Genomic DNA, 16,510 nt, shown 5'->3' with positions numbered 1-16,510 from the left:
TTTGTACTCAAATGACTGAAGTCATCATCCGAAAACTGCTTGGGATCGCTTGATGTAGTCGAGGAAGTTGATCCAGGGGGTCTGCACACTTTCCATATTGCAAACAGCAGGAATCTTCCAATTGCGTTTGTGCTTGTTCGCAGAAGGCTGAAACGCCTCATCCGTGACCAACTCGCAGCCATGTAGCTTCGCGGTAGCAATGATATATAGATCGTTTTCATCAACCCCAGCACCGTATTTGTCTTCTTCGATCTCAAGCAATCCTTTGATACGAAAGGCTTCCAATAGGATCGCCTCGGTCACGGGCATCTTTTGCAGACCTGCCTCCTTCAGCCAGGTCACGCACTCCGGTGCTTTGTGTCCAACTTCTTCGGCGGCAACCTCGGACATCCGAATCACCTCTTGCATCACTCGATCCGTCATCCATGCCCAAAGCCCCGGAAACTGCGCGATAGGGTAGTTATCCCACGCGTAGAGCATGGATGAGGCATCAAACACCTGCATAGAAGCGTTCCAGCTTGTGCAGGTCCGAGATCTTAAGGTTGTCGAGATAGCTGCTTGCCTTGGCGAGAGTGATACGACGAGCGTTCATGGCATCCAGCACTGTGCGCACGTAACCATCGCCAAAAATGTGCCGGGGTTCGCGATTGCGGTGCTCTCGGCTGCCACCCTCGTTTTCAGGCATCGCTCGTTGCTTGTTCCACCGTCGGTATGCGGCATACGCTTCGCTTGGCAAACGTCCGGCATCCATCAGACGCCGTAGGATCATCTCGCCGCTCACACCCCACGCCCTGCGTTGTGGTTCCAGCCAGCCATCAAATTCGGCCGCCTCAACAGGGCGCTCATCGTCATGAATGCTTAACAGAAACTGATCGGGGACCAACAGATGGCCGGCAAAGGCATTCGCCTCTTGCTCTTCATCGTCCGCCGAATACAAATCCTCTTCATCGTCAATTGAGCTTGCCCGATGAATAAGTAGGTGCCCCAACTCATGCATCAACGTGAAGCTTTGGCGGGTATCTGCATCCTGCTTCTTGATGACGATTACCGGGCATTCAGGGTCGTAGAGTGAAAAACCGAGGATCGGGCTTTCCTTCGCAATCTGCCATTTACCGTTGTAGCCATTGCTGCGGAAGACCAACAGGCCGCGCGCTTCGATGGCCTTACGATAACTGTCGAAATTGTTACGGTTCGCCAGCCCCAGCCATTCACGCACACGGCTGGCCGCATCGGGGATGCTCAGGCCTGCCAGGTCGGGCGGCGAGAAGCGCACGACCTCCGTCGGTTCAAGCTCCTCACGCAGTGCAAGGAACACTGCGCGCTGACGCTCCACTCGCTCAACCAGCAGCTTCAGGCGGTGCGAAAGTTCCGGTTTCTGATTGCTCAAGGTGCGGAACTGCGGCGAGTGCACCTTTGCCTCGTTGACCGGCCCCGGCTCCATGAAAAACAAGGTGCCTCGCCCGAAAACGGCCGCCAGCTTACGCAACTGGTTGAAGGTCAGTCCCGTCTCGCCGGCCATCACTTTTTCAAAGCTGGCAGGTGCTATACCAATCTCACGGGCGAGCTCGTCCCGCGTCATACCGTGATCGGTACAACACCAGTCTATCCGCGCGAGATTGATTGATTGGATACGTTCCATGATTTGAGTATATAGACGGTGTGTACCGGTGAACATGAGCCACCAAAGCTAGCTGCCGAAAGCTTGATGCGGCCGGGCCTATGACTTTCCCGAGGGGAGCTAGCATGCCTGAGTGTCATCGATGCCGGCTCGGCCAGTGTTAAGGAAACGATAGAGCCCGAGGGCAAGTCTGAAAAGCCGGCGGATTCTGGTGCGGTTGTAGGCAAAGGCGCAAGGATATGTGGCTTGGAGGTGCGGTGGTCAGGCCCAGGCTTGACTCTCAGAAGGTGGAGAAGCAGGAGCAAGCATCCACGCGAATGTTATTGAAGGGGGGCCCCCCTTGAATATAGACCTGTCTCTTGTCGCCGAGCAGCCCCAATCACTCCTGCGCCTCCCCCCCCAACCGACTCCGCCGCACCGCCATAATCCGCGGAATCTTCTCCTCGATCCAATTCACCATCACCTCAAGATGTTCAGCCGCCTCCCGACCCAACGGCGTCAAGCGGTACTCCACATGCGGCGGCACCACCGGTAACGACTTGCGGTTGACCAACCCATCCGCCTCAAGCTCCTGCAACGTCTGCGAAAGCATCTTCTCACTGACCCCGCCGATCTTGCGGCGCAGCTCGCTGAAACGGTGCATCCCGCCCAGCAGCATGACCAACACCAGCACGCCCCAGCGGCTGGTCATGTGCTTGAGGACCTCCCGAGAAGGGCAGTCGGCGCTCTGGACATCGCCGCGTTGGACAGCGGCGCTAAACGGCTCGGAAATTTCGGTGGTGATGTCCACGATACTTACCTTTATGTACGTACTTACAAAAAGTTACTTAGGGCCCTAGGATGACTTCACCTCCTTTTCCCATCAAGGTATTTGTCATGATCGCCATCACCGGAGCCTCCGGCCAACTGGGCCGTCTCGTTATCCAATCCCTGCTTGAACGCGTGCCAGCCGAGCAAATCGTCGCCCTGGTCAGAGACCCTGGCAAGGTCCAGGTCCTGGCCGCCCAGGGCGTGGTGGTACGCACCGCCGACTACAACCAACCGGCCACATTGACTGCCGCGCTCAAAGGCGTCGATAAACTGCTGTTGATCTCCTCCAATGAACTGGGCAACCGCGCCGCCCAACACCGCGCCGTGATCGATGCCGCCAAGGCCGCGGGTGTCACGCTCCTGGCCTACACCAGCGTCCTGCACGCCGACACCTCCACCTTGGGCTTGGCCGCTGAACACCGCGATACCGAAGCCGCCCTGAAAGCCTCGGGCGTGCCCCACGTATTACTGCGCAACGGCTGGTACAGCGAAAACTACCTGGCGAACGTACCGAGCGCCGTGGAACATGGCGTCCTGCTCGGCAGCGCCGGGGAGGGCCGAATCAGCTCCGCCCCCCGTGCCGACTACGCCCAAGCCGCGGCGGTGGTGCTGACCACTGAAGGGCAGGCGGGCAAAGTCTATGAACTGGCGGGGGATAGCAGCTACACGTTGACTGAGCTGGCTGCGTTGATCAGCCAGAAAACTGGTAAGCCAGTGGTTTATCAGAACCTGCCGCAGGCTGAGTTTGAGGCGGTGTTGATCAGTGTGGGGCTGCCGGCGGGATTGGCGGCGTTGCTGGCGGATTCTGATGCGGCGGCGGCGAAAGGGGCGTTGTTTGATGAGAGTGGGGTGTTGGGGCGGTTGATTGGGCGGGGGACTGCGTCGGTTGGGGAGTCTTTTAGTTAAGTAGCCAAACCAAGGCAGGAAAATGGATTCGCGTGCCGGTCGAGATAAACCGGCACGCGGCGCTGGTGGTGCGGTTCGTGGACGGAGTCTTAGCTGTGTTTGCCGTTTGGACGCCTTGGGCGGGTCATCTGATCTACAACCAAAGCGCTGATTGGCACCTAAGCTCATGGTGATATCATCACGACACTAGGCAGCAACCGAAGGGATTCCACATTGAGCGAATTAACTGAGCCAAATAGCGCAATTTCCTCATGGAGTGGGTTTGTATATCAGGGGAAAGTAGCCCTTTACCATTCTCTAAAATTAATAATTGAAAATGAAATCGATTTCGAGCTGCAGTTAGATAGCACCGATGACTTTGCGATATATAAAAACGGAACACTAATTAGTGCTCATCAAGTCAAAGCAAAGGTTGGATCAACTAGAGGCAGTTACTCTAAAGCGCTAATAAAATCCGCAGAAATTGATGATTATAGAAAAGCCGGAACCAATCGGTACTTTCACGTATCTGTAAAAATAGACGACACATCGGACTACAAATCAGGAAACGGTGAGACGGTAAAATTTTACGAGTACAACGGGAAAAAGTACTGCGGGCTCGATGAAATAGAAAAAATTACCAAAAATCTCATAAGAACCATATTTAATGACGCCAAGGGTTTCCCACCAAGCGAGCGCCTCACCGATCAGAATTACAGCCTTGTGTCGGAAAGCATCAGTAGCAAGGCCATTGAAATCCATAAAATAAATCAGATTGATAGAGTTTCTGAGAATAGAGCAGCTTTTGAGAACCGTATACACGTCTCCAAACTTTTAGTCGCCATTTTATCCGACGGGCTGCAAAGTGACGTCGAATATTTTGCAATAGAACTAAGAAAGAATCTCTTTGACCATCTCGAAAAAACACTTGATGACCTGCTTCCGGAGATGAATGATCAGCAGTTTCTTCGAGCCAAAGACCTATTTACATATCTGCATAATTTAAACTCGGAAGATCTCCAACGCTTCTGCCAAGTCATGAAGCCTTCCGAAAGTTTTTCGAAGATTCAACACGAAGACATCGGAAGATATTCTGATCTAATTCAGAACTTTTGTATCGCCCCAATCCTCCAGCGTCTGCCGCATTACATAGATTCAGAACTGAATTTCTATCTGCCAACGGCACTAACATTATTAAGTGATCGTGAGTGCCGCGCATGCGTAGACAGAATAAAAGAGGAGGTAAAGAGCAATAGGAGACTGCAACCCCTGCTTTTCGAGTACCAAAACTTAATTGCATTCTCCGCTCTAAACTCATTCTGCGTCGAGACGAAAATTACCGAGAACGATGGCTCGGACCCTAAATATGAAGTCGAAAGCCAAGACAGCAAAATTACGCGCAAATTAAGCATCAATATAATAACAAAGCTGGATGCGGAAGGGAAATTAAATGCTTAAAGGAATAATCAGCAATGCATTAACTGAGCAGGACTTCTCTTTAATTCATGAGTCGGAGCAGTCCTCTTATTTTTCTCGTTTAAACGGGGATGCAGCTCGTTTTGCGATTGTGCATGAAATGAGAGAGCTGCATTCTCCGGAAGCATTAAATGAAGCGGTCTCTCTTGATGCCCCCAAAGAGCTCGTCGAACACCCTGCTTTCAAAAAAAATTGCGACTTAATTTGTCTGTTGCGACTAGGGAAGCTTGCAGAATTCAAAGAGCTAGAGGACAGATTTTTTGCCATTGAAGAAGATGCGTATTACTACAAGAAGTACGTACTTTACTATACCAAAGAAGAGGAAGATTGCTTAGCTGGATTCAAATTTGCAGACCTCTTGCGCACAATATCCGACAAAAGCCAATTTGACTCGTACAAAAAATCGCCTCTTTCTTCATCTACCTACAGTATTGCCGCAAAAATTTTCATAAAAATTCCATTCCTCATATTGAGTCATGAAAAGCGCGAACTCGTTCCATTAAAACTTCAGGCAGAGGCCGCGGTAGCAGAATCAGAGTTAACAGATATTTATAAAAAAGTGCAAAGTCTGCCTGAAGTTGATGATGTTGCCACAGATGAGCTAATCAAGGAGCTGATAGAAAATGAACTGGAAAATATCCCGAATTGAGATTGCCAGCTTTAAGGCATTCAAGAATATTTCTTTGGATTTAGAGTCCGCCTCACTCTTAACTTTAGATGGCCCAAACGGCTTCGGGAAGACCAGTATTTTTGATGCGATCGAACTACTTCTAACAGGAAGAATAGAGAGAATCCAGCGCCTTTTCGATAAAGTTATGATGGGGACGAAGAAGAAATATGAGGATAATCTATTCTGGAATGTACGATCACAAGGTAACGACCTTCATATAAAGATAGAATTCAAATCAAACGATGAGCAAATAGTTCTTGCTAGATATGCGCCGAACGAAAGCCTTTGGCCAAAAGACAAGAACAAAGCGAACGATTTTTCACTGTTTAAGCTCTACAAGCTAGACAGCTTTGAGTCTATCGATTTCATCGATGAGAATTTGAAAAGTGAAAGTTTCATAGCAGAGCTTTTTGGGCAAAATTTCCAAGAAAATTACTCGTTCCTCAACTACTTAGAGCAAGGTCAGAATGAGTATCTGTTTTCGACGAGCCTGAACAACCGAAAAAAGGCGCTTGAAAGCCTAATCCAATCAGGCGCTATAGTTTCAGAGATCGCAAAATGCAAGCGACTGGAGAAAAAACTAAGCCAGAGGCTCAGTAAAGAGCGCCAAGAAGAGGAGGCTCGACTGGATAGAGAAGGCCAAGTGCTCCGCGCGGTACTAGAGAGCGGGCTTGAAGATGCTGCATACGAGAAACTTAGCACCGCCGAAATTCAGCCGGGCTGGGACAAGGAAGTACTATTTTCTGGATACTCAAAAGAAAGCCATGATGCATACATGGCAGAAGTACGCGGCATAATCGACCTATTGCCATTAAAGCAAGCCATTAAGATTAGAATCTCTAATGAAAGAATCGAGACCTATATTTCCAATAACAGCAGTCTTTTACGAGCTCTTATTCAAGTTGGCAAGACCACTGGAGAGCTCACCGCACTATCTGTAGCAAAATCCAATATCGACTCTCTATTATTGTCTCTTTCAATGTTGGAAAAGGGTGCGGCGAATATCGGGATTGAAGAGCTCCGTACCAGCCCAGGCTGGCAATCTGGCGAATTTCTCAACATTGAAGAGCAGATCAAAAGTCGCGACTTACTAAACTCATCCTCGTCAGCGAACGCCACAGCGATTGCCGAAATCATCAAGCTAAAAAACGAACTCCTCGAAACGCATTTCAAAATTTCCCCTAATGACAGTGCGTGTCCACTTTGCTCGCAAGATTGGGGCACGCATGAGGAGTTAATATCTGCGATAGAAAAAAGAGCCGAAAGTCTATCTGAAAGCCTAAGCGAGGACGGAAAAAAACTTGTGCAGGTGATCGAATCGATAGAAAAAGTGTTATCAGTTTTGATTGTTCGCATAAACAATGATTTGAAATTCCATCAATCAAATTATGATCCAGACCTACACAAGTTACTTCGTCAGCACAAAGTGATACTTCAACGAATACAAGCTCTCGGTGAACAGCTTACTAAACGAGGAATTCTCTACCCGGACACGTACACGGTAGATCCTGAAGAAGAGGAGGTACGACTAGCGGATTTGATTTCTTCGTTTCGCGCTCAAAAGCAAGAAGAAACTGTAGATATTCCAGATCATTGGAAGTCTGTGATAACCACCGCTTTCAAAGACGAGGCAGATTTTTATGTGGTTGAGCGCGACGCGCTAGAGATAAAAATAAGGTACATTTCACTTAAAGCAAACGAGGCAAAAAGCTCAACTCTAATAAAAATTACCCAAAGGTTGGACACTATACGAAAGGAAAATACGGCGATAACAAGGATCAAGGACCGAGTTACATTCTTGCGCGGGACCTTGGAGCGTGTAGAAAAAGCTTACTCCGATCACACCATATCTGAAATAGAACTTATATTCCATGTATATAGCGGAAGGTTAATTCAAAATTATCAACGTGGGCTCGGGCTATTCATTGAGAGCAAGGAGGGTAATCAGCTGAGATTTGCGACCGCCGAATATTCAGATCACGACGCGATGCTATCCATGAGTTCTGGCCAGATATCAGCATTGAGCCTCGCGTTTTTTCTATCGCTAAATAGAGTTTACTCAGATGTTCCTATAATTATGATTGACGATCCGTCTCAATCTCTAGATGAGATAAATATTGCTTCTCTGACAGACCTTCTCCGCTGCGAGCTCAAAGATAGACAGCTTATAGTCTCCTCTCATGAAGACGACATCTCTTCGTATATGAGGTATCGATTTACAAGGGCAGGTCTATTGCCCATGACATTCAATATGCAAAGCCTGAACAGGATCAGGGGGTAATTAATGTTCAACGGCTAAATACCTTAGTTAGCCAACGCTGATCGCATCTTGGATTTTGAACGGAGATCTGGAAACTACTGCTTGACCTCGGTGATGATCGCTGTCTCGTCTCTGGCTTCATAGTTCCTCAATGATTGCTTCTGGCTATTTCAGACCTCGCTAGAAGGACGGGCGGGCGGAAAAGAACTTAAGAGTATTCGTCCGCTTCGCGGATGGAAAAATCAAAACCCGGCGCGGAACGCCGGGTTTCATAGGGAGGGTCTACCTACCGCCCCGGCTCCACATTATCCAACACCTGATTCGCCAACAACGAGCTCAGCTCAATCAACTGTTGAATCCCCATCGCCAAATGACGTCGTGAGCCTTTCAGGTCGAACGCCAGGTCAGCGACCATGGCATCGGCTGACGCCAGCGTTTCAGTGAGGTTGGCGAGCAGGCATTCGTTATCGAGGCCTTTCACAACGGTGAAAACCTGCCCCGGTTTCGGTTCGTCTTTGGATTGATCAGGCTTGGGCTGCAAGTAGTGATTGAGTACGCGTTTGGTGGTTTCGTCTTGCTGCTTGGCTTTGGATTTTGCGGATTGTGCGGTGGACCCAGGTTCTGGTGGGTTCGGAGTTACTTTGAACATAGGTATGTCATTCCTCGATGAGGCCGCGACCATCCCGCTACTAAACGGTAGGGAGGCGGCTGTGCGCAGGTTAGTAGACCGGTGACATACCTAAACCGGCGCGCCCGAGGGCGCCATGCGCACAGCCACCATTGAGTGCAGGCGAATGCCTGACTGACGAGACTCATGCGACCGATATGTCATCCGGGCTACTAAACCCGACCACTGATGGGCAGTGGCAGGAACGACAATAGAACCCAGGAACAAGGCGCACAAGCGGGCGGATTCTGGCGTAGTTGTAGGCAAAGGCGCAAGGATGCGTGGGTTGGTGGAGGTGTGTAGCCAGGGTCTGTAGGAGCAGGGTTGGCCGGCGATGCGGGAGGCTTGTTTTGGTCTGGAACCGTGTCGATTTCATCGCGAGCAAGCTCGCTCCCCACAGGGATTGGGGGCTGTTGCAGATGCTGTGTTCACCAACACCCGGTGTGTGCGGGCTTGCTCGGGAAGAGGGCGGCACATTCAATATTGATGCAAGCTGACCCGCCGCTTTCGCGAGCAAGCCCGCTCCCACAGAGAGATTGGGGGCAGGAGGCCCATCGTCCTGAACCCAGCCACCGCGTTGTGCCATGTAGATCGCATTCAGCCTTTTGGGGGGCTGCTGCGCAGCCCAGCGGGGATAAATCCCCTCGCCACAAGGGACTTCCTTACCACAAGGGGACTTCCTCACCACAAGGAATGGGCATGGCTTAGCGGAGCGGCATGCTCCTGGAGGCGCTATTTGCGCTTGAGCATCTCCGGCAACTGCGCCACCAGTTTCTGGTTGTTTAACGGCGCGCGGATGAAGCCACGCTGAGTACCGTCCGGGCCAATCACTGCGAGGTTACCGCTGTGGTCGACGGTGTAATTGGGCTTACTGGTATCCGCCGGAATAAACGGAATGCTCACCGCATTCGCCAGTTTCTGCAGGTCTTCGACGGATGACGCGGTCAGGCCTACGAACTGCGGATCAAAGTACCCCAGGTACTGCTTCAACTGCTTGGGCGTGTCGCGGTTCGGGTCGACGCTCACCAGTACGATCTGCAACTTATCCACAGCCTCTTTCGGCAACTCGCTTTTGATCTGGCGCAGTTGGGCGAGGGTGGTGGGGCAGATGTCCGGGCAGAAGGTGTAGCCGAAGAACAGCAGGCTCCATTTATCCTTCAAGCCATCGATTGCCACGGGCTGGCCGTCCTGGTCGGTCATTTTCACGTCCGGCAGGTTGCGGCTCTGGGGCAGCAGGATGATGCCGGCGTCGATCAGCGCGGTCGGGTCGCCCTGGCCTTTGCCCGACAGCACCTTGTTGATGGTCAGGCCGAGGATCAGTGCGATCACGGCCACGAGGATGAAGACGGTTTTCTGGGTTCGAGTCATAGGCTCAACAGTAAGTAATGATCTACAAGCAGGGCGATGAACAGCAGGAACAAGTAATAGATAGAGTACTTGAACGTATTGATCGCCGCGTGCGGCCGAGTGCCACGGTACAACACCACGGCCCATTGCAGGAACCTGGCGCCCAATACGAGCGCGCAAACAAGATAGAGCATCCCGCTCATATGGATCACGAACGGCATCAGGCTCACCGCCAGCAGCACCAGGGTGTACAGCAGGATATGGATCTTGGTGTAGTGCTCGCCGTGGGTCACCGGCAGCATCGGGATGTCGGCCTTGGCGTATTCCTCTTTGCGGTGAATCGCCAGGGCCCAGAAATGCGGTGGGGTCCAGGCGAAGATGATCAGCACCAGCAGCAGCGGTTCGGCGCTGACATGCCCGGTGGCCGCTACCCAGCCCAGCAGCGGCGGCGCCGCGCCGGCGAGGCCGCCGATGACGATGTTTTGCGGCGTTGCGCGCTTGAGGAAGCCGGTGTAGACCACCGCATAACCCAGCAATGAAGCGAGGGTCAGCCAGGCTGTCAGTGGGTTGGTGAAGGCCAGCAGCAAGGCTTGGCCGATCACGGCCAGGGCCAGGGCGAAGGTCAGGGCGGCGGCAGGGGAGATCCGCCCTTCGGCCAGTGGCCGTTTGTGGGTGCGTGCCATGACTGCGTCGATGCGTCGGTCCACCACATGGTTGACCGCCGCCGCGCCGCCGGCACACAGGGCGATGCCCAGGTTGCCGAAGACCAGCACCGTCCACGGCACGCCGGCGCGGGTGGCGAGGAACATGCCCACCAGCGAGGTGATCAGCATCAGCACCACCACTTTGGGCTTGGTCAGCTCCAGGTAATCGCGCCAGATCGCTTGGCTGTGGCGTTCACCGGTCAAGGTTGCCATGGCATCTCTCCTTTTATAGTTATGGGGCTGGCGCTGTGTTTATGCGGGTTGAACCGCCAGCGCAGCGGGACTTGATGCTTGACCCGGACCAGGCTGGTACGGGCGTGATAGTTGACCAATACCAGGGTCAGCAGCAACGCGGCGCCCCCGGCGTTGTGGGCCACGGCCACCGGCAGCGGCAGGTGGAACAACACATTGCTGATGCCCAGGGTGATCTGCGCCGCCAGTGCCGTCAGTACCAACCCGGCCAGGCGGGTCATGCCGACGGTCTTCAATTGCCAGGCCAGCCCCATCAGCACCACGGTCACCAGCAAGGCGCCGATGCGGTGGGTCAGGTGGATGGCGGTGCGGGCGTCGCTGTCCAGTTGCCCGCCCAGGTAGTTGGGGCCGATGTGCTGGGTCAGGTGGAAGCCGTTGGCAAAGTCGGCCGGTGGCAGCCATTGGCCGTGGCAGGTGGGGAAGTCGATGCAGGCCACGGCGGCGTAATTGGAGCTGACCCAGCCGCCGAGGGCGATCTGGCCGATCACCAGCAGCAGCCCGGCGGTGGCCCAGTGTTGCAGGCGTTTGGGCACGGTCAGTGCCGGCAGTACGCCGGACAATCGCAAGGTCAGCAGGAACAGCAGGCTCAACGTCGCGAACCCGCCCAGCAAATGCCCGGTCACCACTTGGGGCCAGAGCTTGAGGGTCACGGTCCACATGCCGAATGCCGCTTGCGCGAAGACCACCGCCAGCAGGAACAGCGGCAATTTCAACGGCTGACCCGGGCGGTGGCGGTTCATCCAGGACCGAGCCGCCAACGCTACGATCATCAAGCCTAGGGCCCCGGCGAAGTAGCGATGGACCATCTCGTTCCAGCCCTTGTGGGCTTCCACTGGGGTGTCGGGAAAGTGCAACTCGGCATGGGCCAGTTGGGCTTCGCTCTTGGGCACGCTGATGAACCCGTAGCAACCGGGCCAGTCCGGGCAACCCAGGCCGGCGTGGGTGAGCCGGGTGTAGGCGCCCAGCAATACGACGATCAGTGCCAGCAGCGTGGCAAACAGCGCGAGGCGAAATCCTGGTTTGGCCATGTCGATGCCCTCATCCGATGTTCGACAGTTTCAGCAGGTGGCGCAGGTCGTTGAGCAGGTCCTTGCCCTTGACCCGGGCGTCGTAGCGCAGCACCAGGTTGCTGTGGGGGTCGATGATCCACAGCTGCGCACCGCCGGAGCCCTGGGCGCCTTTCTGATAGGCCGGCAGGTCCAGTGGGTAGCGTTGCAATTGCGGGTATTCGCGCTGCAGTTGAGCGTCGTACTCGGCGTCCAACGGTTGCGCCACCGCCAGGGCATGGCTGGCGCGAGAGGCTTCGCGGCCCAGGCTGATCTGGACTTGCCGGGCCAGGTACACCAGTTGTCGGCAATCCACCGAGCATTCCTGTGGCGCCGTGACCAGGATCTGCCAGCGCTGTTCATCGGCCTGCACGCCAATTTCGGCGCGGGTCTGGCCGGTGCCGATCAGTTCGCCGTGGTAGCTGCGGCTGTCGGGCACCCAGAACTGGAATTTGTACATGACGGTGGCCAGGATCATCGGGCCGATCACCCCGAGCACGATCAGCAGCAATTGCACGCGGCCCTTGCGACGGTTGTGTGCCGCGGGCGCCTCAGACGTGTTGGTTGGATTCATGGTGCTTCCCATGGTGTCTCCCTGCGTTGTGCCATCCGAGATAAAGAAAAAGGCCGAACAGGGCCGCCGCCATGGCGAACCACTGCACGGCATAACCGAGGTGTTTTTCGGGGCCCATGGCTACCACCGGCCAATCGGTCCGGTAGGCGCCGGGGCCGCTTTGTTGGCGCATTTCATAGGCGAAGCCGTTGCGGCCCAGGTCGGCCCAGAGTTTGTCGGGCTCGATGGCGGTGACCGTTCGCGGCCATGCTGCCCCGGCCGGATCGGCGTGCAGTTGGAACGTCGCGCCAGGGGCCACATAGACCCAGGCTTGCAGGCTCACCGGTGCTTCCGGCGTGTTGAAGACCGGCGGGGTGCGTCGGTCCGGCCAGGGCAACCAGCCGCGATTGACCAGCAGCCACAGCCCGGTGCGGTGGTCGAGGAACGGTTGCAGCAACTCGACGCCGACTTTGCCGTCGTGTTGGCGGTTATCCAGAAGGAGGCTGTGCTCTGCATCGAACTGGCCCTGCAGCATGACCGCTCGAAAGGCCGGATCGGTGGTGTGCGACAGCTCGGTGCTGTCCAGCGGCGGCGCCACGCGGCGCTCGGCGTAACTCTCCATGAGCACGCGTTTCTGTTCGCCCCGGCTCAGTTGCCAGAACCCCAGGCACACCATCACCGGCACCAGAACGGCGACCACCAGCGACGGCAGGATGCCCGGCCGAAAGTGTTTCATGGCGCCGTCCGAAAGCCGTCGAACGGGATAGCTATACTCACGTGCATCGCGTCCCCCCGGAGTGTTCCTGATGCTAAAAGCAGCCATCGTCCTGATGCTGATTGCCACGATTGCCAGCCTGTTCAGCGGTCTGTTTTTTCTGGTCAAGGACGACAGCAGTTCCAATCGCCTGGTCATCGCCTTGGCGATTCGGGTCAGCCTGGCCGCCGCCACCGTCGGCTTGATCGCCTGGGGTTTTTTCAGCGGCCAGTTGGTGTCCCACGCGCCCTGGTAGCGTTTGCTTCAGAGCACGTAGACGAAGATGAACAGGCCGATCCACACCACATCGACGAAGTGCCAATACCAGCTCGCCGCCTCGAAGCCGAACTGATGCTCGTTGTCGAAGTGCCCGCGCATGATCCGCATCAGCATCACAAACAGGATGATCGTGCCGATGGTGACGTGGGCGCCGTGGAAACCGGTGAGCATGAAGAACGTCGCCCCGTAGACACCGGAGCCCAGGGTCAGGCCCAGTCCCTTGTAGGCGTGGATGTATTCCTCGGCCTGGAAGCCCAGGAAGGCACAACCCAGCAGGACGGTGATGGCCAGCCAGATCTTCAGCGCGCCGCGATGACCTTTTTTCAGGGCATGGTGGGCGATGGTGACCGTGACGCTGGAGCTGACCAGCAAGATGGTGTTGAGCAGCGGCAAGCCCCAGGGGCTGATGACGTCCTTGGGCGCCGGGAAGAGTTTCGGATCGGGGTTGTTCAGCAACGGCCAGGCGAACTCGAAACTCGGCCAGAGCATGTGTGACAGGCCCTTGGTGCCTTCACCCGCCAAGCCCGGTGCGGAGATCATGCGCACATAGAACAGGGCGCCGAAGAACGCGATGAAGAACATCACCTCGGAAAAGATGAACCAGCTCATGCCCCAGCGGAACGAGCGATCGAGCTGGGCGCTGTACAGCCCGGCGCGGCTTTCCTTGATCACCGCGCCGAACCAGCCGAACAGCATGTAGGCCACCAGCAGGCCGCCGACGAAGAAGATCAGCGGGCCGTGGGATTCGGGCCGGGCGGCTTTCAGGTCGTTGAACCAGGTCGCCAGGCCATACACCGTGACGAACATCCCGACCGTGGCGATGATCGGCCATTTGCTCTGGGCCGGAACGTAATAGTGTTCGTGAGTTGCCATTTATTGTTCTCCTTATCGGGCACGCTATCGGTCAGTGTTTAAAGCCACCGGTGGATGACGAGCGGTGATGTCGAACAGCGTGTAGGACAGCGTCAGATGCTTCACTTCCTTGGGCATGTCCCGGTCAACGATGAAGCGCATGGGCATTTCGATGCGTTCGCCGGGTTGCAGCACTTGCTGGGTAAAACAAAAACATTCGGTCTTGTGGAAATACGCCGCCGCGGTGCTCGGCGCGATGCTCGGCACCGCCTGGGCACTCATCGGCCGGTCGGTGGGGTTGTGGGCGACAAAGACCATTTCGTTCACCGCCCCCGGCTGGACCACCAACTGGTCGCCCTTGGGGTAGAAGTCCCAGGGCATGTCCACCGAATTGGTCGACAGGAACTGCACGCGAACCTGGCGTGATTCATCGACGGTCTGCTCGCCTTCGTACTGCCCGGCGGTCTTGCCGTTGATGCCGAACGCCTTGCACATCACGTCGTAGATCGGCACCAGGGCAAACCCGAAGATGAACATGGCCACCACCACCAGCAGCAGGCGGGTGACCAGTTTTTTCATCGAAATCGAATCAGCCATGGATGCGGCTCCTTGCACCGAACCCTGTGGGAGCGGGCTTGCTCGCGAAGAACGATGACGCGGTGTTTCTGTTAGACCGCGTCGTCTGATTCGCGAGCAAGCCCGCTCCCACACAGGTCCTCTGTGTCATCTCATTTCACTTCCGGCGGCGTGGTAAAGGTGTGATACGGCGCCGGCGACGGCACGCTCCACTCCAGCCCTTCGGCCCCATCCCACGGTTTGGCCGGTGCCGGCTCGCCGCCGCGGATGGTCTTGATCACGATGAACAGGAAGAAGATCTGCGTGGTGCCGAACATGAACGCGCCGATGGACGAGACCATGTTGAAGTCGGCGAACTGCAGGTTGTAGTCGGGAATCCGCCGGGGCATGCCCGCCAGGCCGACGAAGTGCATCGGGAAGAACGCCAGGTTCATCCCAATGAACGACAGCCAGAAGTGCAGTTTGCCGAGGGTTTCGTCGTACATGTGGCCGGTCCATTTCGGCAGCCAGTAGTAGGCCGAGGCGAAGATCCCGAAGATCGCGCCGGGCACCAGCACGTAGTGGAAGTGCGCCACCACGAAGTAGGTGTCCTGATACTGGAAGTCCGCCGGGGCGATGGCCAGCATCAGCCCGGAGAAACCGCCGATGGAAAACAGGATCACGAACGCCACGGCGAACAGCATCGGCGTCTCGAAGGTCAGCGAGCCTTGCCACATGGTGCTGGCCCAGTTGAACACCTTCACCCCGGTGGGCACGGCGATCAGCAGGGTGGCGTACATGAAGAACAGCTCGCCCACCAGTGGAATGCCCACCACGAACATGTGGTGCGCCCAGACGATGAACGACAGGAACGCGATGGCGGCCGTGGCGTAGACCATCGAGGTGTAGCCGAACAACGGCTTGCGCGAGAACGCCGGGATGATCGAGCTGACGGCACCGAAGGCCGGCAGGATCATGATGTACACCTCGGGGTGGCCGAAGAACCAGAACACGTGCTGGAACAGCACCGGGTCACCGCCACCGGCGGCACTGAAAAAGCTGGTGCCGAAGTGGATGTCCATCAGCATCATCGTCACGCAGCCGGCCAGCACCGGCATCACCGCGATCAGCAGGAACGCGGTGATCAGCCAGGTCCAGACGAACAGCGGCATCTTCATCAGGGTCATGCCGGGGGCGCGCAGGTTGAGGATGGTGGCGACCACGTTGATCGCGCCCATGATCGAACTGATGCCCATCAGGTGGATGGCAAAGATGAAGAACGTCACGCTTTCCGGCGCATAGGTAGTGGACAGCGGCGCATAGAAGGTCCAGCCGAAGTTCGGCCCTCCCCCCGGTGTGAACAGCGTCGACACCAGCATCAGGAACGCCGCCGGCAGCAGCCAGAAGCTGAAGTTGTTCATGCGCGGCAGGGCCATGTCCGGCGCGCCGATCATCAGCGGGATCATCCAGTTGGCGAGGCCGACGAACGCTGGCATCACCGCGCCGAAGACCATCACCAGGCCATGCATGGTGGTCATCTGGTTGAAGAATTCCGGCTGCACGATCTGCAGGCCGGGCTGGAACAGCTCGGCGCGGATCACCATGGCGAACGAGCCGCCCAGCAGGAACATCGAGAAGGCGAACCACAGGTACAGCGTGCCGATATCCTTGTGGTTGGTGGTCAGCACCCAGCGCATCAGGCCCTTGGCGGGGCCGTGGGCGTGGTCGGCGCCGGCATGACCGTGGTCATCGATCACAGCACTCATGTCCTGTCTCCTTCGA

General features: G+C 55.8%; 17 protein-coding genes. 5 read left to right on the top strand and 12 right to left on the bottom strand.

What is annotated here, in order from left to right; all coding sequences use genetic code 11:
• Positions 1–24 precede the first annotated feature (24 nt).
• The 3 genes from BLP82_RS11950 to BLP82_RS11940 all read right to left on the bottom strand — a co-directional run bounded on the left by BLP82_RS11950 (position 25) and on the right by BLP82_RS11940 (position 2,408).
• A complete protein-coding gene (locus BLP82_RS11950; RefSeq protein WP_092167746.1) occupies positions 25–504 on the bottom strand; it encodes a DUF4411 family protein in 480 nt (159 codons plus the stop codon).
• Positions 491–1,639 carry a helix-turn-helix domain-containing protein gene (locus BLP82_RS11945; protein ID WP_092167744.1) on the bottom strand — a complete coding sequence of 383 codons (1,149 nt, stop codon included), beginning with the start codon at positions 1,637–1,639 and terminating at the stop codon, positions 491–493. Before BLP82_RS11945 ends, BLP82_RS11950 begins: the two co-directional genes overlap by 14 nt.
• Positions 1,640–1,997: 358 nt before the next feature.
• Complete coding sequence (locus BLP82_RS11940) at positions 1,998–2,408, bottom strand: winged helix-turn-helix transcriptional regulator (RefSeq protein WP_256576588.1); 411 nt, start codon at positions 2,406–2,408, stop codon at positions 1,998–2,000.
• Between the two features lie 86 nt (positions 2,409–2,494).
• Between BLP82_RS11940 and BLP82_RS11935 the strand changes: the two genes are divergently transcribed.
• From BLP82_RS11935 to BLP82_RS11920, 4 genes are all read left to right on the top strand, one after another.
• A complete protein-coding gene (locus BLP82_RS11935; RefSeq protein ID WP_092167742.1) occupies positions 2,495–3,334 on the top strand; it encodes an SDR family oxidoreductase in 840 nt (279 codons plus the stop codon).
• Positions 3,335–3,547: 213 nt separating this feature from the next.
• The gene (locus BLP82_RS11930) at positions 3,548–4,771 is read left to right on the top strand and encodes an ABC-three component system protein (RefSeq protein WP_092167740.1); all 1,224 of its coding nucleotides are present in this window, start codon (positions 3,548–3,550) and stop codon (positions 4,769–4,771) included.
• Complete coding sequence (locus BLP82_RS11925; protein WP_092167738.1) at positions 4,764–5,438, top strand: ABC-three component system middle component 1; 675 nt, start codon at positions 4,764–4,766, stop codon at positions 5,436–5,438. Before BLP82_RS11930 ends, BLP82_RS11925 begins: the two co-directional genes overlap by 8 nt.
• Positions 5,413–7,740, top strand: coding sequence for an ATP-binding protein (locus BLP82_RS11920; protein ID WP_092167735.1), 2,328 nt, complete (start codon positions 5,413–5,415; stop codon positions 7,738–7,740). The genes BLP82_RS11925 and BLP82_RS11920 overlap by 26 nt, the downstream gene beginning before the upstream one ends.
• Before the next feature lie 265 nt (positions 7,741–8,005).
• On the opposite strand, the gene BLP82_RS11915 is transcribed toward BLP82_RS11920, so the two are convergent.
• The 6 genes from BLP82_RS11915 to BLP82_RS11890 form a co-directional block, all read right to left on the bottom strand.
• Positions 8,006–8,368 carry a DUF6124 family protein gene (locus tag BLP82_RS11915; RefSeq protein ID WP_092167732.1) on the bottom strand — a complete coding sequence of 121 codons (363 nt, stop codon included), beginning with the start codon at positions 8,366–8,368 and terminating at the stop codon, positions 8,006–8,008.
• 750 nt (positions 8,369–9,118) lie between these two features.
• On the bottom strand, positions 9,119–9,754 hold the full coding sequence (locus tag BLP82_RS11910) for an SCO family protein (RefSeq protein WP_092167730.1): 636 nt from the start codon (positions 9,752–9,754) through the stop codon (positions 9,119–9,121).
• On the bottom strand, positions 9,751–10,650 hold the full coding sequence (gene cyoE / locus BLP82_RS11905; protein WP_072347596.1) for a heme o synthase: 900 nt from the start codon (positions 10,648–10,650) through the stop codon (positions 9,751–9,753). Before cyoE ends, BLP82_RS11910 begins: the two co-directional genes overlap by 4 nt.
• The gene (locus BLP82_RS11900) at positions 10,638–11,717 is read right to left on the bottom strand and encodes a COX15/CtaA family protein (RefSeq protein ID WP_092167727.1); all 1,080 of its coding nucleotides are present in this window, start codon (positions 11,715–11,717) and stop codon (positions 10,638–10,640) included. The genes cyoE and BLP82_RS11900 overlap by 13 nt, the downstream gene beginning before the upstream one ends.
• 10 nt (positions 11,718–11,727) lie before the next feature.
• Positions 11,728–12,321 carry a hypothetical protein gene (locus tag BLP82_RS11895; RefSeq protein WP_092168001.1) on the bottom strand — a complete coding sequence of 198 codons (594 nt, stop codon included), beginning with the start codon at positions 12,319–12,321 and terminating at the stop codon, positions 11,728–11,730.
• Positions 12,287–13,024 (bottom strand): SURF1 family protein, encoded by a 738-nt coding sequence (locus tag BLP82_RS11890; RefSeq protein WP_092167724.1) that lies wholly within the window; start codon positions 13,022–13,024, stop codon positions 12,287–12,289. The genes BLP82_RS11895 and BLP82_RS11890 overlap by 35 nt, the downstream gene beginning before the upstream one ends.
• Positions 13,025–13,094: 70 nt before the next feature.
• On the opposite strand from BLP82_RS11890, the gene BLP82_RS11885 reads away from it, so the two are divergent.
• A complete protein-coding gene (locus tag BLP82_RS11885; RefSeq protein WP_014335867.1) occupies positions 13,095–13,298 on the top strand; it encodes a twin transmembrane helix small protein in 204 nt (67 codons plus the stop codon).
• 8 nt (positions 13,299–13,306) lie between these two features.
• Here the strand turns inward: BLP82_RS11885 and BLP82_RS11880 are convergent, their stop codons facing one another.
• The 3 genes from BLP82_RS11880 to ctaD all read right to left on the bottom strand — a co-directional run bounded on the left by BLP82_RS11880 (position 13,307) and on the right by ctaD (position 16,494).
• Complete coding sequence (locus BLP82_RS11880) at positions 13,307–14,194, bottom strand: cytochrome c oxidase subunit 3 (RefSeq protein WP_092167722.1); 888 nt, start codon at positions 14,192–14,194, stop codon at positions 13,307–13,309.
• A 24-nt stretch (positions 14,195–14,218) separates the two neighbouring features.
• Positions 14,219–14,770 carry a cytochrome c oxidase assembly protein gene (locus BLP82_RS11875; RefSeq protein WP_092167719.1) on the bottom strand — a complete coding sequence of 184 codons (552 nt, stop codon included), beginning with the start codon at positions 14,768–14,770 and terminating at the stop codon, positions 14,219–14,221.
• 131 nt (positions 14,771–14,901) lie between these two features.
• On the bottom strand, positions 14,902–16,494 hold the full coding sequence (gene ctaD / locus BLP82_RS11870) for a cytochrome c oxidase subunit I (protein WP_092167716.1): 1,593 nt from the start codon (positions 16,492–16,494) through the stop codon (positions 14,902–14,904).
• Positions 16,495–16,510: the final 16 nt, after the last annotated feature.

Origin of the sequence: Pseudomonas sp. NFACC37-1 (assembly GCF_900101575.1) — a bacterium.
Classification (GTDB): domain Bacteria; phylum Pseudomonadota; class Gammaproteobacteria; order Pseudomonadales; family Pseudomonadaceae; genus Aquipseudomonas; species Aquipseudomonas fluorescens_AA.
This window is presented reverse-complemented; position numbering and strand designations above follow the sequence as displayed.

What these genes read in the sequence shown, in the direction of transcription:
- BLP82_RS11950 (WP_092167746.1), bottom strand. Translation starts at nt 504, where the DNA reads ATGCAGGTGTTTGATGCCTCATCCATGCTCTACGCGTGGGATAACTAC.
- BLP82_RS11945 (WP_092167744.1), bottom strand. Translation starts at nt 1,639, where the DNA reads ATGGAACGTATCCAATCAATCAATCTCGCGCGGATAGACTGGTGTTGT.
- BLP82_RS11935 (WP_092167742.1), top strand. Translation starts at nt 2,495, where the DNA reads ATGATCGCCATCACCGGAGCCTCCGGCCAACTGGGCCGTCTCGTTATC.
- BLP82_RS11925 (WP_092167738.1), top strand. Translation starts at nt 4,764, where the DNA reads ATGCTTAAAGGAATAATCAGCAATGCATTAACTGAGCAGGACTTCTCT.
- BLP82_RS11920 (WP_092167735.1), top strand. Translation starts at nt 5,413, where the DNA reads ATGAACTGGAAAATATCCCGAATTGAGATTGCCAGCTTTAAGGCATTC.
- BLP82_RS11915 (WP_092167732.1), bottom strand. Translation starts at nt 8,368, where the DNA reads ATGTTCAAAGTAACTCCGAACCCACCAGAACCTGGGTCCACCGCACAA.
- BLP82_RS11910 (WP_092167730.1), bottom strand. Translation starts at nt 9,754, where the DNA reads ATGACTCGAACCCAGAAAACCGTCTTCATCCTCGTGGCCGTGATCGCA.
- cyoE (WP_072347596.1), bottom strand. Translation starts at nt 10,650, where the DNA reads ATGGCAACCTTGACCGGTGAACGCCACAGCCAAGCGATCTGGCGCGAT.
- BLP82_RS11900 (WP_092167727.1), bottom strand. Translation starts at nt 11,717, where the DNA reads ATGGCCAAACCAGGATTTCGCCTCGCGCTGTTTGCCACGCTGCTGGCA.
- BLP82_RS11895 (WP_092168001.1), bottom strand. Translation starts at nt 12,321, where the DNA reads ATGGGAAGCACCATGAATCCAACCAACACGTCTGAGGCGCCCGCGGCA.
- BLP82_RS11890 (WP_092167724.1), bottom strand. Translation starts at nt 13,024, where the DNA reads ATGAAACACTTTCGGCCGGGCATCCTGCCGTCGCTGGTGGTCGCCGTT.
- BLP82_RS11885 (WP_014335867.1), top strand. Translation starts at nt 13,095, where the DNA reads ATGCTAAAAGCAGCCATCGTCCTGATGCTGATTGCCACGATTGCCAGC.
- BLP82_RS11880 (WP_092167722.1), bottom strand. Translation starts at nt 14,194, where the DNA reads ATGGCAACTCACGAACACTATTACGTTCCGGCCCAGAGCAAATGGCCG.
- BLP82_RS11875 (WP_092167719.1), bottom strand. Translation starts at nt 14,770, where the DNA reads ATGGCTGATTCGATTTCGATGAAAAAACTGGTCACCCGCCTGCTGCTG.
- ctaD (WP_092167716.1), bottom strand. Translation starts at nt 16,494, where the DNA reads ATGAGTGCTGTGATCGATGACCACGGTCATGCCGGCGCCGACCACGCC.